The 17,876-nt window shown below is 43.2% G+C and carries 15 protein-coding genes; 1 reads left to right on the forward strand and 14 read right to left on the reverse strand.

The window, feature by feature from the left end:
* Positions 1-157: 157 nt before the first annotated feature.
* The 12 genes from NSQ76_RS13825 to zapA form a co-directional block, all read right to left on the reverse strand.
* Positions 158-1,636 carry an alpha-N-arabinofuranosidase gene (locus NSQ76_RS13825; RefSeq protein WP_341054348.1) on the reverse strand — a complete coding sequence of 493 codons (1,479 nt, stop codon included), beginning with the start codon at positions 1,634-1,636 and terminating at the stop codon, positions 158-160.
* A gap of 75 nt (positions 1,637-1,711) precedes the next feature.
* Positions 1,712-2,689, reverse strand: coding sequence for an electron transfer flavoprotein subunit alpha/FixB family protein (locus NSQ76_RS13830; RefSeq protein WP_341054351.1), 978 nt, complete (start codon positions 2,687-2,689; stop codon positions 1,712-1,714).
* 43 nt (positions 2,690-2,732) lie between these two features.
* Positions 2,733-3,506 carry an electron transfer flavoprotein subunit beta/FixA family protein gene (locus NSQ76_RS13835; protein WP_024427173.1) on the reverse strand — a complete coding sequence of 258 codons (774 nt, stop codon included), beginning with the start codon at positions 3,504-3,506 and terminating at the stop codon, positions 2,733-2,735.
* A gap of 31 nt (positions 3,507-3,537) precedes the next feature.
* Complete coding sequence (locus NSQ76_RS13840; RefSeq protein ID WP_025092456.1) at positions 3,538-4,317, reverse strand: enoyl-CoA hydratase; 780 nt, start codon at positions 4,315-4,317, stop codon at positions 3,538-3,540.
* Positions 4,318-4,343: 26 nt separating this feature from the next.
* Positions 4,344-4,928, reverse strand: a complete 585-nt coding sequence (locus NSQ76_RS13845) for a TetR/AcrR family transcriptional regulator (RefSeq protein ID WP_024427175.1) — start codon at positions 4,926-4,928, stop codon at positions 4,344-4,346.
* Positions 4,929-5,096: 168 nt separating this feature from the next.
* A complete protein-coding gene (locus NSQ76_RS13850; RefSeq protein WP_341054358.1) occupies positions 5,097-6,815 on the reverse strand; it encodes an AMP-binding protein in 1,719 nt (572 codons plus the stop codon).
* A gap of 99 nt (positions 6,816-6,914) precedes the next feature.
* Positions 6,915-7,370 carry an immunity 63 family protein gene (locus NSQ76_RS13855; protein WP_268478217.1) on the reverse strand — a complete coding sequence of 152 codons (456 nt, stop codon included), beginning with the start codon at positions 7,368-7,370 and terminating at the stop codon, positions 6,915-6,917.
* Between the two features lie 162 nt (positions 7,371-7,532).
* Positions 7,533-7,937, reverse strand: a complete 405-nt coding sequence (locus NSQ76_RS13860; protein ID WP_007501637.1) for a DUF350 domain-containing protein — start codon at positions 7,935-7,937, stop codon at positions 7,533-7,535.
* A 14-nt stretch (positions 7,938-7,951) separates the two neighbouring features.
* Entirely contained in the window at positions 7,952-10,309 is a 2,358-nt protein-coding gene (locus NSQ76_RS13865) for an endonuclease MutS2 (protein ID WP_024423224.1), read from the reverse strand.
* Between the two features lie 21 nt (positions 10,310-10,330).
* Positions 10,331-12,043: a DNA polymerase/3'-5' exonuclease PolX gene (gene polX / locus NSQ76_RS13870; protein ID WP_341054365.1), complete on the reverse strand. Its 1,713-nt coding sequence runs from the start codon at positions 12,041-12,043 to the stop codon at positions 10,331-10,333.
* A gap of 114 nt (positions 12,044-12,157) precedes the next feature.
* Positions 12,158-12,691, reverse strand: coding sequence for a CvpA family protein (locus NSQ76_RS13875; RefSeq protein WP_024423226.1), 534 nt, complete (start codon positions 12,689-12,691; stop codon positions 12,158-12,160).
* 7 nt (positions 12,692-12,698) lie between these two features.
* A complete protein-coding gene (gene zapA, locus NSQ76_RS13880) occupies positions 12,699-12,956 on the reverse strand; it encodes a cell division protein ZapA (RefSeq protein WP_341054368.1) in 258 nt (85 codons plus the stop codon).
* Positions 12,957-13,135: 179 nt separating this feature from the next.
* Here zapA and rnhC point away from each other — a divergent pair, with 179 nt between their 5' ends.
* Positions 13,136-14,014: a ribonuclease HIII gene (gene rnhC, locus NSQ76_RS13885; RefSeq protein WP_044335331.1), complete on the forward strand. Its 879-nt coding sequence runs from the start codon at positions 13,136-13,138 to the stop codon at positions 14,012-14,014.
* A 37-nt stretch (positions 14,015-14,051) separates the two neighbouring features.
* On the opposite strand, the gene pheT is transcribed toward rnhC, so the two are convergent.
* Positions 14,052-16,466, reverse strand: coding sequence for a phenylalanine--tRNA ligase subunit beta (gene pheT / locus NSQ76_RS13890; RefSeq protein ID WP_326484193.1), 2,415 nt, complete (start codon positions 16,464-16,466; stop codon positions 14,052-14,054).
* 15 nt (positions 16,467-16,481) lie between these two features.
* Positions 16,482-17,516, reverse strand: coding sequence for a phenylalanine--tRNA ligase subunit alpha (pheS, locus tag NSQ76_RS13895; protein WP_034624184.1), 1,035 nt, complete (start codon positions 17,514-17,516; stop codon positions 16,482-16,484).
* Positions 17,517-17,876: the final 360 nt, after the last annotated feature.

The raw sequence follows: 17,876 nt of genomic DNA on the forward strand, positions 1-17,876 counted from the left end.
AAATGAATTAAAAAACAAACCGTATAATCGCACCAATAACAACAATCGCACCGATGATCATTAGAATGGTTCTAAGCATATGACATGACACCCTTTCCGCTTCATTTACAATGTATGATGCCCCAACATTCTTCTCATCAAACATCGAAATATGCAATTAAGCGAGGTCGACAGTTATCATGACCACTGACATTGGCGGCAGCTCCACCGTTAATTCGCCGGACTTTACAGTCATTTGCTGAAAGTCTTTTGGCTGAACAGAATGAGGTTCATCGAATGTATTATGGGCATTCATGCGATCGGCCGTCAGCACACGTCCAGTGACTTTCGTTTGTTCATCAATACCTTCAATAGCAAGGGATATCTCTGTTTGTTCATGCGGATTCAAGTGACAGTAGCTAATATGCATCTTCACTGATGAACGCGAGGCTGACACACTGACCTGAGGAATTTTTTCACCTCTTCGTTCATACGGCGGTGAAACGATCTCCACTTCAAGCGCATCTTCCTCTTGATGCACTTGAAACATGTGAAATACATGATACGTAGGTGTCAGAAGCATCTTTTCGTCCTTTGTTAATACCATCGCTTGCAGCACATTGACCGTCTGAGCAATATTTGCCATATGAATCCGCTCGCAATGGCGATGAAAAATATGAAAATGGAGGGCGGCCACAAGGGCGTCTCTTAGCGTGTTTTGCTGATATAAAAACCCAGGATTTGTTCCTGGCTCTGGGTCATACCATGTCCCCCATTCATCAATAATCATCCCGATTCGCTTGTCTGGGTCATAACGATCCATGATTTCTCCATGGTCTTCGACAAGCCGTTCCATCTCATAGGCCTTTTTCAGCGTGATAAACCATTCATCTTCATCAAATTCAGTCGCTGACCCCTTTTTCTCCCATGTACCAGGTACGGTGTAATAATGTAAACTGAGCCCATCCATCCACGGTGCAGCCCGCTCCATCAATACTTTCGTCCAATTCACGTCATTAGAGTTCGCGCCGCAGGCGATTTTATAAATACGCTGGCCTGCAAATTCTCTTACGTACGTTTGATAGCGTTTATATAAATCTGCATAGTATTCAGGCGTCATATTCCCGCCGCAGCCCCAGCTTTCATTGCCTACACCAACATAGGTCAGCTTCCAAGGCTCTTGTTTTCCATTTTGAATGCGCCAGTCTGACATAGGTGTCCCATTTGGAAATGTCATGTATTCGACCCAATCTGCTAATTCTTGAACAGACCCGCTTCCCACATTGCCGCAAATGTAAGGCTCACATTCAAGCAGCTCACACAATGTCATAAATTCATGCGTACCAAATGCATTGGATTCAACCGTACCACCCCAATGGGTATTGACCATTGGCTTTCGTTCACTCAGATCACCTACACCATTTGCCCAGTGATACTCGTCTGCGAAACAGCCCCCCGGCCACCTCAGCACCGGAATATGTAATGCTTGAAGAGCCTTCAGCACATCGGTACGAATCCCTTCAATATGATCAATCTCTGAGTCTTTTCCTACCCAAATCCCGTCATAAATCCCTCTTCCTAAATGCTCCTGAAAGTGCCCATAAATGTGTTTAGAAATGCGTCCAATCACGTCATTGATTTTTACTGTCCCCTTCACTTGTCAACCGCTCCTTTTCTTCTTGATTACATACAAAAAAACCCAGAATACCTAGGCATTCTGAGTGTATGAGCGTTACGAGTGGATATTCATCTTTTTTAACTCTTCATTCAAAAGCTGTACCACTTCAAACAAGTCACCGACGATTCCGTAATCGGCGATTTTGAAGATTTCCGCTTCTGGGTCTTTGTTAATCGCCACAATGACTTTACTGTTAGACATTCCCGCTAAATGCTGAATCGCTCCTGATATCCCGCATGCAATATAAAGGTCAGGTGTGACGACTTTTCCCGTCTGCCCAATTTGCAGGGCATAATCACAATAGTCAGCGTCACAGGCGCCACGCGAGGCTCCGACTGCTGCCCCCAGCGTCTCAGCGAGTTCATTCAGCGGTTTAAAGCCTTCCTTGCTCTTAACCCCGCGCCCTCCAGCAACAATGACCTTTGCTTCCGATAAATCTACACCTTCTGACGTTTTTTTAATGACTTCCTTCACGATCGTCCGAAGGTTCTGAATATCGACAGAAACCGGTGTGACTTCTCCGCCTCGTGACGCATCCCGCTCAAGTGGTGCCACGTTGTTTGGCCGGATGGTTGCTAGAAGCAGGCGGTCTGTCGAAATGACTTTTTCAAAGGCTTTTCCAGAGTAAATCGGTCTAGTGAAAACAAGATGTTCACCGGTAACGCTTACATCGATCGCATCTGAAATCAAGCCAGTCTGGAGACGTGCAGCTATTTTCGGCGACAAGTCTTTTCCGATCGACGTATGGCCAAAGAGCACAGCATCCGGATCAACCTGATCTAATATGGATTGAAGTGCCTGCGCAAAACCATCTGACGTATAATACGAAAGGTGCGGATGCTCCACAATCATGACATGATCCGCTCCATAGTAAAGCAGTTCATCTGCTAGGTCTTTGACGTCATCCCCTATTAACACGCCAATGACCTCACCGCCATCTGCCACTTTGTGAGCGGCAGCAATGGCTTCAAATGTCACATTTCTTAACTTACCGTCACGACTTTCTCCAAGTACAACAACTTTTTTACTCATCTTCAAGCTCCCCCTTGTTCTCGTGATATCGTAAAGTGGATGTTTAGATGACTTTTGCTTCATTTCTGAGTAGATCTGTCAGTTCTTTGACTTGATCCTGAAGCTCGCCGCTCAGCACCTTGCCACCCTCTTTTTTCTCCGGTAAGAAACGTTCAATTGTTTTGATTTTATATGGTACATCGTCTTCATCCAGATCTAAATCATCAAGTTCCAATTCTTCTAAAGGCTTTTTCTTTGCCTTCATAATGCCTGGTAATGATGGATAGCGAGGCTCATTGAGTCCTTGCTGAGCTGTGACGACAAGCGGGAGTTCGGCAGAAATGACTTCCACATCCCCCTCTGCATCTCGTTCAATCGATACAGAGCCGCCATCAATTTGAATACTTGTTATCGTAGTCACATATGAAAAACCGAGTAATTCAGCAAGACGCGGGGCTACCTGTCCAGAGCCGCCGTCAATTGCTACATTCCCTGCTAAGATCAAGGAAGCTTCTTTGTCTTTTAAATAGTGATAAAGAATGGTAGAAGCTGAATATTGGTCCCACTCTTCTAAGTCATCCTCCACATTTAATAAGACGGCCCTGTCACAGCCCATAGCAAGCGCTGTTCTCAGCTGTTTCTCTGCATCCTCACCGCCAACTGTCACAACGGTCACTTCTCCCCCGTGCTCATCGCGAAGCTGAATGGCTTCTTCAATGGCATACTCGTCATAAGGATTAATAATGAACTCTGCTCCATCTTCTTGAATTGCACCAGACTGAATCGAAATTTTCTCTTCCGTGTCAAACGTACGCTTCATCAAAACAAATATATTCATTTATTTCTCCCCCTTGTGTCGTACTTATCCCTTATTCCCCTTTAAAGTTCGGTTTGCGCTTTTCGATAAAGGCCTGGATGCCTTCTTTGGCGTCATTTGATTGGAAAACTTCACCAAACTTTTTGGCTTCAAGCTTCATTCCGCCGTCATATGAATACAATTTTGTGGCGTTCAATAAATCAAGCACATATTCAAGTGATTTTGGGCTTTTCGCGGCAAATTTCCCCGCAAGTGTTTTGGCCGCTTCGAGCGCTTCTTCCTCTGTTTCTGCCAGCTTTGTAACAAGGCCGCACGTAAATGCTTCTTCACCTGTAATCGGTTCAGCTGTTCCCATCATTTCAAGCGCTTTAGCAGAACCAACGTAGCGCGGGAGGCGCTGCGTGCCGCCGAATCCTGGAATAATGCCAAGGTTTAGTTCTGGCAGTCCAAGCTTTGCATCTTTTGTTGCGATTCGGATATCACAAGACATAGCAAGCTCAAGGCCCCCGCCTAATGCTGCTCCGTGAATTGAGGCAATGACTGGCTTTGGACACTGTTCAATCCGTTCAAAGACTTGCTGTCCTCTATCAGCGAGGCTTGCATAATCAGACTCTTCCTGTAAAGTCGTAAATTCTTTAATATCAGCACCTGCTGAGAAGAATCTGCCTTCTCCGTGGATCACAATCGCTCTTACTTCTTCATTCTGTTCGAGCTTATCGAACATGTCATTAAGCTCAGTGAGCAGCTGAGAGGATAAGGCATTTGCAGGCGGGTTCTGAATCGTGATGAGCGCTGTCTGTCCTTCATGATGTAAGCTGAGTATTTTTTCCATGTCAATCATCCTTTTTCACATTGTCTTTAGGATTGATGTATTCCGTTTAACAGCAGATCATGTACACTTTCTGCGAGTGCAGGCAGATCATATTTTTGATCATTCATGACCCATGTTGTTGCGGTTTCATCAATCGTCCCAAATACCATTTGTCTTGCTAAGCGGACATCTAAATTTTGTCTGAATTCTCCTGTTTTCTTTCCTTCTGTTAAAATCGACTCGAGCATATTTAAATACCCTTTTAGCACCTCATTGATTTTTTGCCGCAGCTCAAGGTTTGACTGCCTGAGTTCAAGCTGTGTCACAAGAGCCAAATGATGATTTTGCGCCAGCATGCGAAAATGCTCCTCAATCAGCAGTAGTAGCTTTTCTTTTGCAGACGGCTTCTTTTGAATATCTGTCTCCATCCGTTCGATGAATTGTCCCATTTTTTCTTTGAACAATGAGATGAGAATATCCTCTTTGTTTTTGAAATAAAGATAAATGGTTCCGTCTGCCACCCCTGCTTGTTTCGCAATCTTTGAAACTTGTGATTGATGATAGCCGTTCTCCGCAATCACCACAACTGCAGCATCAATAATTTGCATGTACTTCGGTCTTTTCTGCTTCAATGTGCTTCGTCCCTTTCTAAATTGAATGAGCATTCATTCATAACTTTATGTTAAAAAGAAACGGGTGATTTGTCAAGTGATCTTCTTCTTTCTTTTCAACCTTTATCATACCAGAGCAGACTGTCAGCATTCAAATCATCCGGCCGCTCGACCGGATGATGAAGGCCGTTATTTCTTCAATTGATCGACAGGTGTCTCAGATGATGAAGCTTGCTTTCTTTTTTCTTCTTCAATTAATACTCTGCGCAAAATTTTTCCGACAGCCGTTTTAGGCAGTGATTCTTTAAATTCATACACGCGCGGTACTTTAAATGAAGCAATTCTCGTTCTGACAAAGCGATCGAGTTCATCCTCTGTTAAATAAGCATCCTTTTTCGGCACAACAAACGCTTTTACTGTTTCTCCTCTATAAGGATCTGGTATACCTGCGACAACGACTTCTTGTACAAGCTCATGCTCATATAGGGCTTCTTCGACCTCTCTTGGGTAAATATTATAACCGCTCGCAATAATGACATCTTTTTTCCGGTCAACGATATAGAAAAAACCGTCCTCATCCATATACCCAATATCTCCGGTGAAAAACCATCCATCCCTTAATACAGCTGCTGTCTCCTCTGGCTGATTCCAATAGCCTTTCATAATTTGCGGCCCTTTGACGATAATTTCTCCGTGCTCATACGGCTCTTTAAGGCCACCCGTTTCCTCACAATAAATGCCTGCGTCTGTCCCAGGCCACGGACAGCCAATGCTGCCTGTTTTGTTCGCTCCCCATAAAAAGTTAGAATGGGTCACTGGTGAAGTTTCTGAAAGACCATACCCCTCTACTAAACGCCCTCCTGTTAATTTCTCAAAGCTCTGTTTGACTTCAACAGGAAGAGCCGCCGAGCCGCTTAAACATGCAGTGATGGACGACAGGTCATATTTTTCAATGTTCGGATGATGCAGCAAGGCAATATACATGGTGGGTGCACCTGGAAAGAGCGTCGGTTTCTGTTTTTCAATCGTTTTGAGGGTATCAGCTGCGTCAAACCGCGGAAGGAGAATCATTGAATGCCCTTCTTTGACAGCAAGATTTAATACGGTCGTCATTCCGTATACATGAAAAAACGGAATGATGCCGAGGATTCGTTCTTTGCCTCTTGTCGTTTTATACATCCAAGAAGCGCACATTTCAGTATTCGCTAAAATATTTTCATGCGTCAGCATGACCCCTTTTGGTAAACCGGTCGTTCCGCCTGTATATTGCAAAACAGCGACATCCTCTTTCGGTTCAAAGGCAAGCGCCGGAATCTGTTCTTCTGACGATTCTTTCATGATTTGTGAGAAGTGATGAATGGTCTCACTTTTCTCTACTTGGATGACCATTTTATTTTTTCTTTTTTGGACGAGAGGAAACAGAATGTTTTTCGGAAATGGTAAATAATCCTGTAGTTTGGTGAAGATCAAGTGCTCCATACTTGTCAGCGCTTTCATTTTATAGGCCTTTGGATACAATAAATCCAGTGTAATCAGCACTTTTGAGCCACTGTCCTCCATTTGATATGCCAGTTCTTTCTCCGTATAAAGCGGGTTCGTTTGGACAACAATGCCGCCTGCAATTAAAACAGCATAATAAGAAATGACAGATTGAGGACAGTTTGGCAGCATGATCGCTACTCTGTCGCCTTTTTTCACGCCAATTTTCATCAGGTAACCAGCTAGTTTCAATGCTTCTTCCTGGAGCTGTTCATAGGTGATGTTTTTTCCTAGAAAATGAATGGCTGTATGCTCAGGTGCAGCCTCTGCGGAGCTGAATAAGTAAGATTGTAACGTCTCATTTGGGATGGTGAGTTCGTGGGGAATTTGATTCGGGTAATGCAGAAGCCAACGTTTATCTGACTGCATAAAAACCCTCCTTCCTGAACTTTCGTACTATTTTATTATAGCAAACTTTTCCTTAAGGCAGTTTGCTTTTTTCAAATAGAGCTTGGTTCCATGCCATCTTTATTTCTTCGCTGGGGTTTCGATCGATGCTCTTTTTCCTTCATGATGCCACTGTTCATATAATCCGCCAATTGCACGGAATGACTCATTTACTCTCTCCACGATCTGTTGATGGATACTCGGGTTATTAGGTAAATGCGTCTGGATATTGTCGACTTGATACTGCCTCATCATGTCTATGTAGACTGTAAGAAAGATCGTGTCTTCTAAAATCCAGTAAATGACTTCATCCGCCGCTTTTGTTCTTTTATGCAGCATTTGGATTCCTCGTTCATATTGAATGAGAATATAGCCGCTCGGATCGATTTGAATATAAGGGCTCAAATCATCAAAAAATCCAGTCGTTTGAAATGGACGTGCAATATACGGTTCATATATGTCTCTTGGCAGGGAAGTCATTTGGAGACAAGTATCAATACGCTTTATGAGTTCGTCTTTTTGCAGAATTTTCTTCATGTGATTCGCCGCCTTTGGGTGAGATAAAAGCTGCCAAGGAATTCCTGACAGCTTTCTCACTTTGTCTTCTTCATTTCACAGGAACATGTAAACGGCACCAATGACCGCAAAAGTGCAGGCAACTACGATTAATACTTTTGCTAGCTTTTCCATGTCGTCTCCTTAAATGCCGGCTGCTACTACGTAAGACAGCCCAACTGAAATAATGAGTGAAATAAACCCGACCGCTCTATTATCATTCTCAATCTCTTTGTCTACTTTAAATCGCGGTGTTAAAAATTCAAAAATGAAATAGCTGACAAGCAGCATCACAAAGCCGTATACGCCCCATCCAACCATTTGCAGAAGGGAATTGTGCTGTGCGATTGAATGCTGAAACACATTCGCAATCCCAAAAATCTTTCCACCTGTTGCCATGGCAACAGCTAAGTTCCCACGCTGGATCTCTTCCCAGTTTTTATAGGAGGTAACGAGTTCAAAAATGGTTAGAAATAAGACAAGACATAGGACGGCCACGCTGTAATAGGCGGCAATTTCCACAAGTTCATTTTCCCAAAAGGCTTTCATGCGTTTTCTCCTTTTTACTTTAATTCGACGATGGTAACGCCTGATCCTCCCTCGCCTTGTTCCCCAAAACGAGCATTTTTCACACTTCGGTGCTGTTTCAGTAATTCCTGAACCCCTTTTCTAAGGGCGCCAGTTCCTTTTCCGTGAATGATTGACACTCGCGGATAACCAGCTAAGACAGCATCATCTAAATATTTCTCGACTCTGCTTAAGGCATTTTCATAACGCTCGCCCCTTAAGTCAAGCTCAAGCGATACATGATAGTCTTTTCCTTTGACTGCCGTAATGGCTTTTTCCTGCTTAAATTCAGGTGCTGATTTGATAAATTCCATGTCTTTTTCTTTTACTTTCATTTTCAGAATGCCCATTTGGACACTCCATTCTTTGTCACCTGTTTGTTCAAGCAGCGTTCCTTTTTGCCCGAAGGTGAGCACTTTCACTTCGTCGCCTGATTTTAGCTGTCTTGCTGCTTTTTTCACCGGCTCTGGCTTTTTCTTCCGGTCAAACTCAGGAACTGCTTCTTCAAGACGCTTTCTCGCATCGATGAGTTCATGCTCTTTGAATGAGCGATGCTCATTTTTTATCGACCGAAGCTCTTGAATAATATCTTCTGCTTCTTTTGAGGCTTGTTCAATTTTTTCTGCCGCTTTTTGTTCAGCTTCTTCTAGCAGTTTGTCCTTTTGCTCATTCCATTCAAGAATTTGTCTCTGCAATTCTTTATGAAGCTTTTCTGCTTCTTTTCTATAGATTTCTGTCTCATGCAGCTCTTCTTCTGCTTGTTTCTTGCTGTCTTCTAATGAAGCAATCATTTGGTCTACTTCATTATGTTCGGCATGCATATCCGCTTTTGCCCGGTCAATGAGGTGATCTGGCAAACCAAGACGTTTAGAAATTTCAAATGCATTACTTCGTCCGGGCACACCGATGAGCAAGCGGTACGTTGGTGATAAGGTTTCAATGTCAAACTCCACACTCGCATTTGTGACACCTTCTCGGTTATATCCGTAAGCCTTCAGCTCAGGATAGTGAGTCGTTGCGATGACGCGTGCATTTGTTTGATGCACTTCATCTAAGATACTCATGGCCAGCGCGGCACCTTCAGCAGGGTCTGTTCCTGCCCCTAATTCATCAAATAACACGAGTGAGTTAGATGTCAAATTCTTTAAGATATCCACAATATTGACCATATGAGATGAGAACGTACTCAAGCTTTGCTCAATCGACTGTTCATCTCCAATATCAGCAAAGACTTGGTCAAACACCGCCACTTCCGATCCTTCTTCAACTGGAATATGAAGGCCTGACTGCGTCATCAGCGTGAGAAGACCAAGCGTTTTTAAGGTAACTGTCTTACCCCCTGTATTTGGGCCAGTAATGACGATGGTTGAAAAATCTTTGCCGAGCTCGATGTCATTTGCCACAACCTGATCCCTAGGCAATAGAGGATGTCTTGCCCGCTTTAAATAAATCTCCCCTTGATCGTTCACAGCAGGCTTTGTGGCTTTTTCTGCCTTTGCATATTTTGCTTTAGCAAAAATAAAATCTAACGTCTGAAGCTCCTTTACATTGTGAAGCAGTTCCTCAATGTGTTCTGACACACTCTCTGTCAGCATTTGCAGGATCTTTTCGACCTCTTGTTTTTCTTTTAAACGGGTTTGCTGCAAGGTGTTATTTAAATCCACGACCACTTGCGGCTCGATAAAAAGGGTTGCCCCAGATGATGACTGATCGTGAACAATTCCGCCATAATTCGAGCGGTACTCCTGCTTTACTGGAATCACAAACCGATCATTACGAATAGTGACAATCGTGTCTGACAGCATTTTCGAAGCAGATTGTGAGCGAATCATGGATTCTAATTTATCACGAACTTTTGATTCAAGTGAACGTAATTGTATGCGCAATGAACGAAGTGCCGGGGTGGCATGGTCGAGAACTTCTCCATTATCACCAATACAGCTTTCGATTTCTTTTCTGACTTCAGGCAGTAAAATCAGTGTCTCTGCATATGTATGAAGTCGTGGTATGTCTACACCATCTTCATACATAGACTTGAGAAAATGCTTCATATTCTTCACAGCATATAATAGTCCTGCAATTTCCATGAGCTCAGACGGGCTTAATGTACTGCCGATTTCTGCCCGTTTGACCCCGCGTCTAATATCCGTCAGCCCGCCAAATGGCGCCGATCCCTTTAAGCGGATAACATCCTGTGCTTCTGCTACCTCTTCCAGCAAATGCTGAATGGTTTCTATATCCGTCAGCGGCGTTAAATCCTGCGCTCTTTCTTTTCCTAATGAGGATGCGGTATAGGACATGACTTTTTCTTTTACTTTATGAAATTCTAATGATGCTAACACTTTTTGTTGCAGCATGGTCCAGCCTCCTAACGACTACCTGTCACGCGTTAAAAACTTTTTGATCTCGTTTAGAGAAAAAGTATTCACGACATTTGCTTTTGGTGTCCAGCCTTTTCTTGCAGCTGTTACACCAACTTCCATATGATCCAGCATGGCGATATTGTGTGCATCTGTATTGATCATGATGTTTACACCTGCTTCGTTTGCTTTCATTAAATGCTCTGTTCTCAAATCAAGTCTTGACGGGTTGCTGTTGAGCTCTAGTGCAGTTCCCGTTTTCTTCGCAAGCTCTATAAGCTGATCTATATTTAAGGCATAGCCGTCCCGTCTGCCGATCAAACGGCCTGTTGGATGTGCAATTAAATCCACATGCTGATTCCGCAGCGCATTTTCAAGGCGCTCCATGATGACTTCCTCTGGCTGAGAAAAGCTCGAATGGATAGACGCAATCACAAAATCCATGTCTGATAAAAAGTCATCATCATAATCTAATGATCCATCCGGGAGAATATCCATTTCGACCCCTTTGAAAATGTGAAAATGCTCAAATTCTTGATTCAGCTTGTCAATTTCTTTTGCTTGCAGACGTAAACGTTCTTTTGTTAAACCGTTTGCTACTTTTAAATATTGCGAGTGGTCTGTAATCGCCATGTATTCATAGCCTTTTGCGATACATGCCTCTGCCATTTCGCGAATAGAAAATGCGCCGTCACTCCAAGTCGAGTGCATATGAAGGTCGCCTTTAATATCTTTTAACTCTACAAATTGCATACTTTCTTTATACGTATCAATCTCCGCTCCGGTTTCACGAATTTCTGGCGGAATGAGCGGAAGTTCAAAATGCGCATAAAAAGCGGCCTCGTCTTCAAACGTTTTGACTTCTCCAGTTTCAATTGTTTCTAAACCATATTCACTAATACGCTCTCCGCGTTCCTTCGCCAGCTGGCGCATGCGAATATTGTGATCTTTTGAGCCGGTGAAATGATGCAGTGTTGTGGCAAATTGATCTGTTGTCACAAGCCGGAAGTCTACACTGATCTCAAAATCAAGGGCAAGAATGACAGATACCTTCGTATCACCGCTTGCGATAACGTCTTTGACATCATCGAGTGCAACGAGCTGCTCTCTGACTTGTTCAGGATCGCTGGTTGCAATGATATAATCTAGATCTTTGACAGTTTCCCGTGCACGTCTTAAACTGCCAGCTCTTGAAAAACGAAGAATACCCTTCATCTGTTCAAGCGCATGATCAATCCGCTCTGCCACATCTAATGCAAAGCCAATTGGCAGTCGTTCTGGCTGCTTACCGGCCTCCTCAAGAGCAGCGAGAATCTTTTCTTCTGTTTTTTTACCGAAGCCTGCAAGCGCTTGTACTTTTTCCGCTTCACATGCTTCCTTTAATGACTGTGCATCATGGACTTCAAGCTCTTGATAAAGCTTAGCAATCTTCTTCCCGCCAAGTCCTTGCAATTTCAAAAGAGGGACAAGTCCTTCAGGCACTTCCTTTTTTAATTGTTCGAGTGTTTCTGATTGTCCTTTTTCGATATACTCTGTGATCACAGCAAAGGTTCCTTTTCCAATGCCGGGTAATGCTAATAGATCATCTATTTGAGAAAGGCTGCGGTCGTCTTGTTCCAGTGCCGCTGCTGCTTTGCGAAAGGCAGAAATTTTAAAAGGATTATCTCCTTTTAGTTCCATATATACTGCAATTGTTTCAAGAAGTTTGATAATATCTTTTTTATTCATCTCTCATCCTCCAGCCGCTTTGGCATCTTCCTATATAAATATACAAACTTTCCCTTCATCCTACAACTTTCTGTCATGGAATGAGAAAAAACTTCTCCAGGAAAGGAGAAGTTTTTAAACTCCATACGTCGACCATAGGTCTTTGACAAGACCGGACAGGTAAGGGGTGTTGTTTACGATCACATCTGCTAACATTGATTTGCTCATCATTGTTTGCAGCGCATCTACTGGAAGTAATGCAGCGACAAACAATAGAATAAACACAAATAAATAGGTTTCAAGAAATCCTAAAACACCGCCAAGCAGTTTGTTCACCTGTTTAATCACAGGTATACTTGCAATGGTTGTGAGCAATCCGCCAATGATGGCGAGCAGGATTTTGGTCAAGATAAACAGAATGATAAACGCAATGGTATTATAATAAGCTGTTTCTAGATTCCCGCTAAAAAAAGCGAGCTGCGGTTGACCGCCGCTAAAATTAGGTGCAGGAATCCACGTAAGCTGTGGTGCCAGTGACTGATAAAACATGGACGCCACTAAGATAGAAACAACAAAGCTGATCAATTTAATAAATTGAAGAATAAACCCGCGTTTTAGACCGACAAGCGTTCCCATAAGAAGCAAAAACAAAATGATGATATCGATCACGGTAATTTCATTCCTTTTCTTTTAGCTGAATCTCTAATTTTTCGTATTGCTCTTTTAATTTCAAGTAGTCGTGGACGACATTGACTGCTGTCAGTACAGCTAATTTGTTTATATCAAGGTATGGATTTTTTTCATTTATTTCTCTCATTTTATCATCAACAATTGACGCAACATGCCGCATATGAATCTTCGTTTCTTGACCGATGATCGTATAGGACTGTCCGTATATCTCAACTGTTGTTTTCGTTTTACCGCCGTCAGACAACGTTTCTCCTCCATTCCACGAGAATCCTAGTCTCTATCATAACATGTTTAGACATTGAATGGAAAGACGAGCCCTTACCTGTTATGGTACACTTTAGAAATCAATGATATCAAGGTAAAAAGGAGTTATCCACTGTGCCCCAATCCGTTTTAAAAGCAACATCAGAAGACCTCAAAAAAATGAAGAGCGCGTATGCGCACCATTTAACAGACACTTTGCCGCCAGGCGCCCTCTTTCAAGCAAAAGTCCCTGGCTGTACGATTACAGCTTATCGATCTGGAAAAGTGCTCTTTCAAGGACAAAAGGCAGAAGCTGAAGCCAGTCAATTCAGCCATTTACAAGCAGCTGATACGAAAAGTCAAAAATCACCTGCTGTCACAAAATACAGTCCGCCGCCAGGCATTGCTTCCATGTCGGTCGTCGGTTCAGATGAAGTAGGTACAGGTGATTATTTTGGACCGATCACAGTCTGTGCGGCCTATGTTGATGCCAGCCAGCTTGCTTTAATGAAAGAGCTTGGCGTAAAAGACTCAAAAGGATTAAAGGATCCGCAAATTATCAACATTGCCAAGGATCTCATCAAAACCATTCCGTTCAGTCTTCTCGTTCTCCGAAATGAAAAGTACAATACAATGCAGGAAAAGGGCATGAGTCAAGGAAAAATGAAAGCACTGCTTCATAACCAAGTCATCACCTCTGTGCTAGAAAAACTCGATGGAAAGCAGCCAGAGGCCATTTTGATTGACCAATTTGCAGAACCAGGCATTTATTTCAAGCATCTTGCCGGGAAAAAAATTATTCGGGAGCGGACGTATTTTAGTACAAAAGCAGAAGGCATCCATTTGTCAGTCGCTGCAGCTTCCATTATCGCAAGGTACGCCTTTTTAATTGAAATGGACAAATTATCACAGGCTGCAGGTTTTGACATCCCAAAAGGGGCCGGTCCTCATGTAGATAAGGCCGCCGCCAAGCTCATCAAAATGCATGGTGAAGATGCTTTACGTCAATTTACAAAGCTGCATTTTGCCAACACACAAAAAGCGAAAAAAATGCTATAAAAAAAGCTAGGGCCCATGAGGCCATAGCTTTTTTTCTTTAACCGCGTAAGACGGCTTGATACGTATCTTCTAGTGCTTTCAATACTTTTGTATGAACAGCTGTGACTTCTTCCTCGGTCAACGTTTGTTCAGGGTTTAAATATTGAAGTGAGAATGCAACAGATTTTTTGCCTTCTTCCATATGTTCCCCTTCGTATACATCAAATACAGATAGGTCTGTGAGTAATTGACCGCCTGCTTCATAGATCACACGCTCCAGCTGTCCGCTTGAGATATGCTGATCGACAACAAGTGCAATATCTCTTGTCACAGCAGGGAATCTCGGAATCGCTGTATATTTCATATCCTTCGTTTCAGATGTCATCACATCTGTTAAATCAAACTCGAACACATACGTTTCTTTTAGATCCAATTCTTTTTCAACGACTGGATGCAGTGCGGCAACAAAGCCAATGACTTGACCATTTAAGTGAACATCTGCTGTTCGCCCTGGGTGAAGACCCTCACGTTCTGCTTGAACATATGTGATTTGGTCTGACACACCAAGCTTCTCGAACAATCCTTCAGCAATTCCTTTCGCTACATAAAAGTCGACAGCTTTTTTCTCGCCCTGCCAAAGATTCTTATGCCATAAGCCTGTCAGCGCACCAGCGACATGTTCTTTTTCCACTGGTTTTGCCCCTTCAGCTTCTGCTAAGAAAACAGAGCCCGTTTCATAAAATCCGAATGAATCAGCTTGTCTTGCCAAGTTATATGCTACAGAATCAAGTAAGTTTGGCAGAAGACTTTGTCTTAGCACACTGCGTTCCTCACTCATTGGCAGAGAAAGTCTCGTTTCATAAGCTGGATGCAGGGCAAAAGCTGTGGACTTATGCTGATTCGTCAATGAATACGTAATCGCTTGAGAAAGTCCTGCGCCCTCTAAGAAACGTCTTACCTTTCTGCGCTTTACTTGGTATGGCGTGAGACCGCCAACGGTGCCGGCTGTCGCAGGCAGTGTAGATGGAATATTATCGTAGCCGTATAATCTTGCGACTTCTTCAATGAGGTCTTCTTCAATCGTAATATCCATTCTGCGGGAAGGAACTGTTACGACAAGAACATCATTTGATTCGCCCACTGTAAAGCCTAATTTGTTGAAAATCTGAATCATATCTTCTTTTGAAATGCTCATTCCAAGCACCTTGTTGACACGCTCAGTTGAGACGTGAATGACATTCATACTTGCTTCAAGGTGATTTTCCTCAACTGTACCACTTAGCACTTCACCGCCTGCATACATACTGATCAATTGAGCTGCTCTTTCTGCTGCCGGCTTCGTACGCTGCGGATCGAGCCCTTTTTCAAATCGTGTGCTTGATTCACTGCGAAGCCCTAAGTCTCTAGATGCTTGACGGACTGTTTGACCGTTGAAATATGCCGCTTCTAAAAGAATCGTCGTTGTCTCATCACGCACCTCTGATTCAAAGCCGCCCATGACGCCAGCTACCGCGTGCGCTTTCGTTCCATTCGTGATGACAAGATGCTTTGATGACAATGTACGCTCTTGCTCATCGAGTGTTTGAATGATTTCGCTGTCAGACGCTTTACGTACAACCACCTGCTTTGAACCAAAGCGGTCATAATCAAAGGCATGAAGCGGCTGGCCGTATTCAAGCAGTACAAAGTTTGTAATATCTACGACGTTGTTAATTGGACGGATGCCTGCATTCATCAATCTTGTTTGCATCCAAAGCGGTGCTGGTCCAACCTTTACATTTTTAATGATCTTCGCTGCATAAAGTGGATTCGCCTCTTGATCCTCAATTTTAACAGAAATATAGTCTGCTGCTTTTTCGGAAGAAGTGTCATGTGCTGTATCAGGAAGCTTGATGTCTCTCCCTAAAATGGCGGCAACCTCATAAGCGACACCCAGCATATTCAGGGCATCGGCACGGTTTGGTGTTAAGCCAAGCTCAAGCACCGCATCATCTAATTGAAGTGCTTGAAGGGCATCATCTCCTGGTTTCACGTCATTCGGGAAAACAAAAATCCCTTCTGCATATTCCTTTGGTACGAGCTTGCTCTCTACGCCTAATTCTTGCAGAGAACAAATCATGCCATGAGACTCTTCACCGCGCAGTTTTGCTTTTTTAATTTTAAAGTTGCCAGGAAGGACTGCGCCCACCGTTGCGACGGCCACATACTGTCCTTTCTCCACATTCGGCGCCCCGCAAATAATTTGCACCGGTGCGTCTTCGCCGATATCAACAAGACATTTGTTTAATTTATCCGCATTCGGATGCTGTTCACGCTCAATAACGTGTCCAACGACAACTCCTTTGATGCCTTCGCCTTTATATTCAACGGCTTCCACTTCAATTCCGCTTCTTGTGATTTTTTCTGCTAATTCAGCCGGCTTGATGCCTTCTAAATCGACATAGTCTTCTAACCATTTATATGAAACAAACATGTTGATTTCCTCCTCTTAGTCCTGCTTGAATTGCTTTGTGAATCTAATGTCATTTGTGTAGAAATGGCGAATATCATCAATGCCGTATTTCAGCATTGCAATCCGTTCCACACCCATTCCAAAAGCAAAGCCTTGATAAGTTTCTGGATCAAATCCGCTCATTTTCAGGACATTCGGATGAACCATTCCTGCACCTAAAATCTCAATCCAGCCTGTTCCTTTACATACAGAGCAGCCCTTCCCGCCGCATTTAAAGCAAGACACATCGACTTCGACAGATGGTTCTGTGAATGGGAAAAAGCTTGGACGCAGTCTAATTTCACGATCTTCCCCAAACATTTTTCTTGCGACTGTCTCCAGCGTTCCTTTTAGATCACTCATGCTAATATTGTGATCGACGACAAGCCCTTCAATTTGCATAAATTGATGTGAATGAGTCGCGTCATCACTGTCACGTCTATATACTTTCCCAGGACAGATGATCTTCACAGGACCTTGTCCTTTATATTTCTCAAGTGTACGTGCTTGTACTGGTGATGTTTGTGTTCTCATCAGTGTATCTTCGGTAATATAGAAACTGTCCTGCATATCACGTGCCGGATGCTCCTTTGGAAGATTCAATGCTTCAAAGTTATAATAATCTGTTTCCACTTCAGGACCTTCCTCAACGGTATAGCCCATTCCGATAAATAAATCTTCAATATCTTCGACAACTATCGTTAATGGATGTCTTGCTCCCATTTTGATTGGACTTGCCGGCAAAGTAACATCGATCGTTTGAGAGGCAAGTTTTTTCTTCACTTCTTCTGCTTCCAGCTGTTCATTTTTTTCAGCAATGGCACTAGCAATCTGCTCTCTTACTTCGTTTGCGAGTGCCCCCATTTTCGGTCTTTCTTCTGCGGAAAGCTTGCCCATTCCGCGAAGTACTTCTGTAATCGGCCCTTTTTTCCCTAAGTATTGAACACGAATGTCATTAACCTCTTTGAGCGAGCTGGCTGCTTCAACCTTTGCTATCGCCTCTGTTTCAAGCTGTTTTAACGTTTCTTGCATGAGTGTGATCCTCCTTTTGATATACAAAACCGCTCGGATAAACGGCTGTTTGATCGTTTGAAGACAATAAAAAAAACTCGTTCCTCCATAAAAGAAGGGACGAGTTGTGGTCGCGGTACCACCCTTGTTAAGCACAAATGCATGTGCGAATAAGCTTCATTGACATAACGGAATCAAACGAATCCGGTTCACCTTTACGCAAAACCTGCGGTCCCGGTGACAACTCCAGAGGTGAATTCCTGTTTCAGCATTCCTTAAATGCACTTTCAGTCTACGATGCATTCTCCCTAAAAGGCCGCTCCTTGAAACAATCTTCCTCTATCATGGTTTTTAAAATATTAGTTTTATTATAGTGAAAAT

This window comes from Bacillus sp. FSL M8-0256, from assembly GCF_038005765.1.
In the GTDB taxonomy this organism is placed as follows: Bacteria; Bacillota; Bacilli; order Bacillales; family Bacillaceae; genus Bacillus; species Bacillus safensis.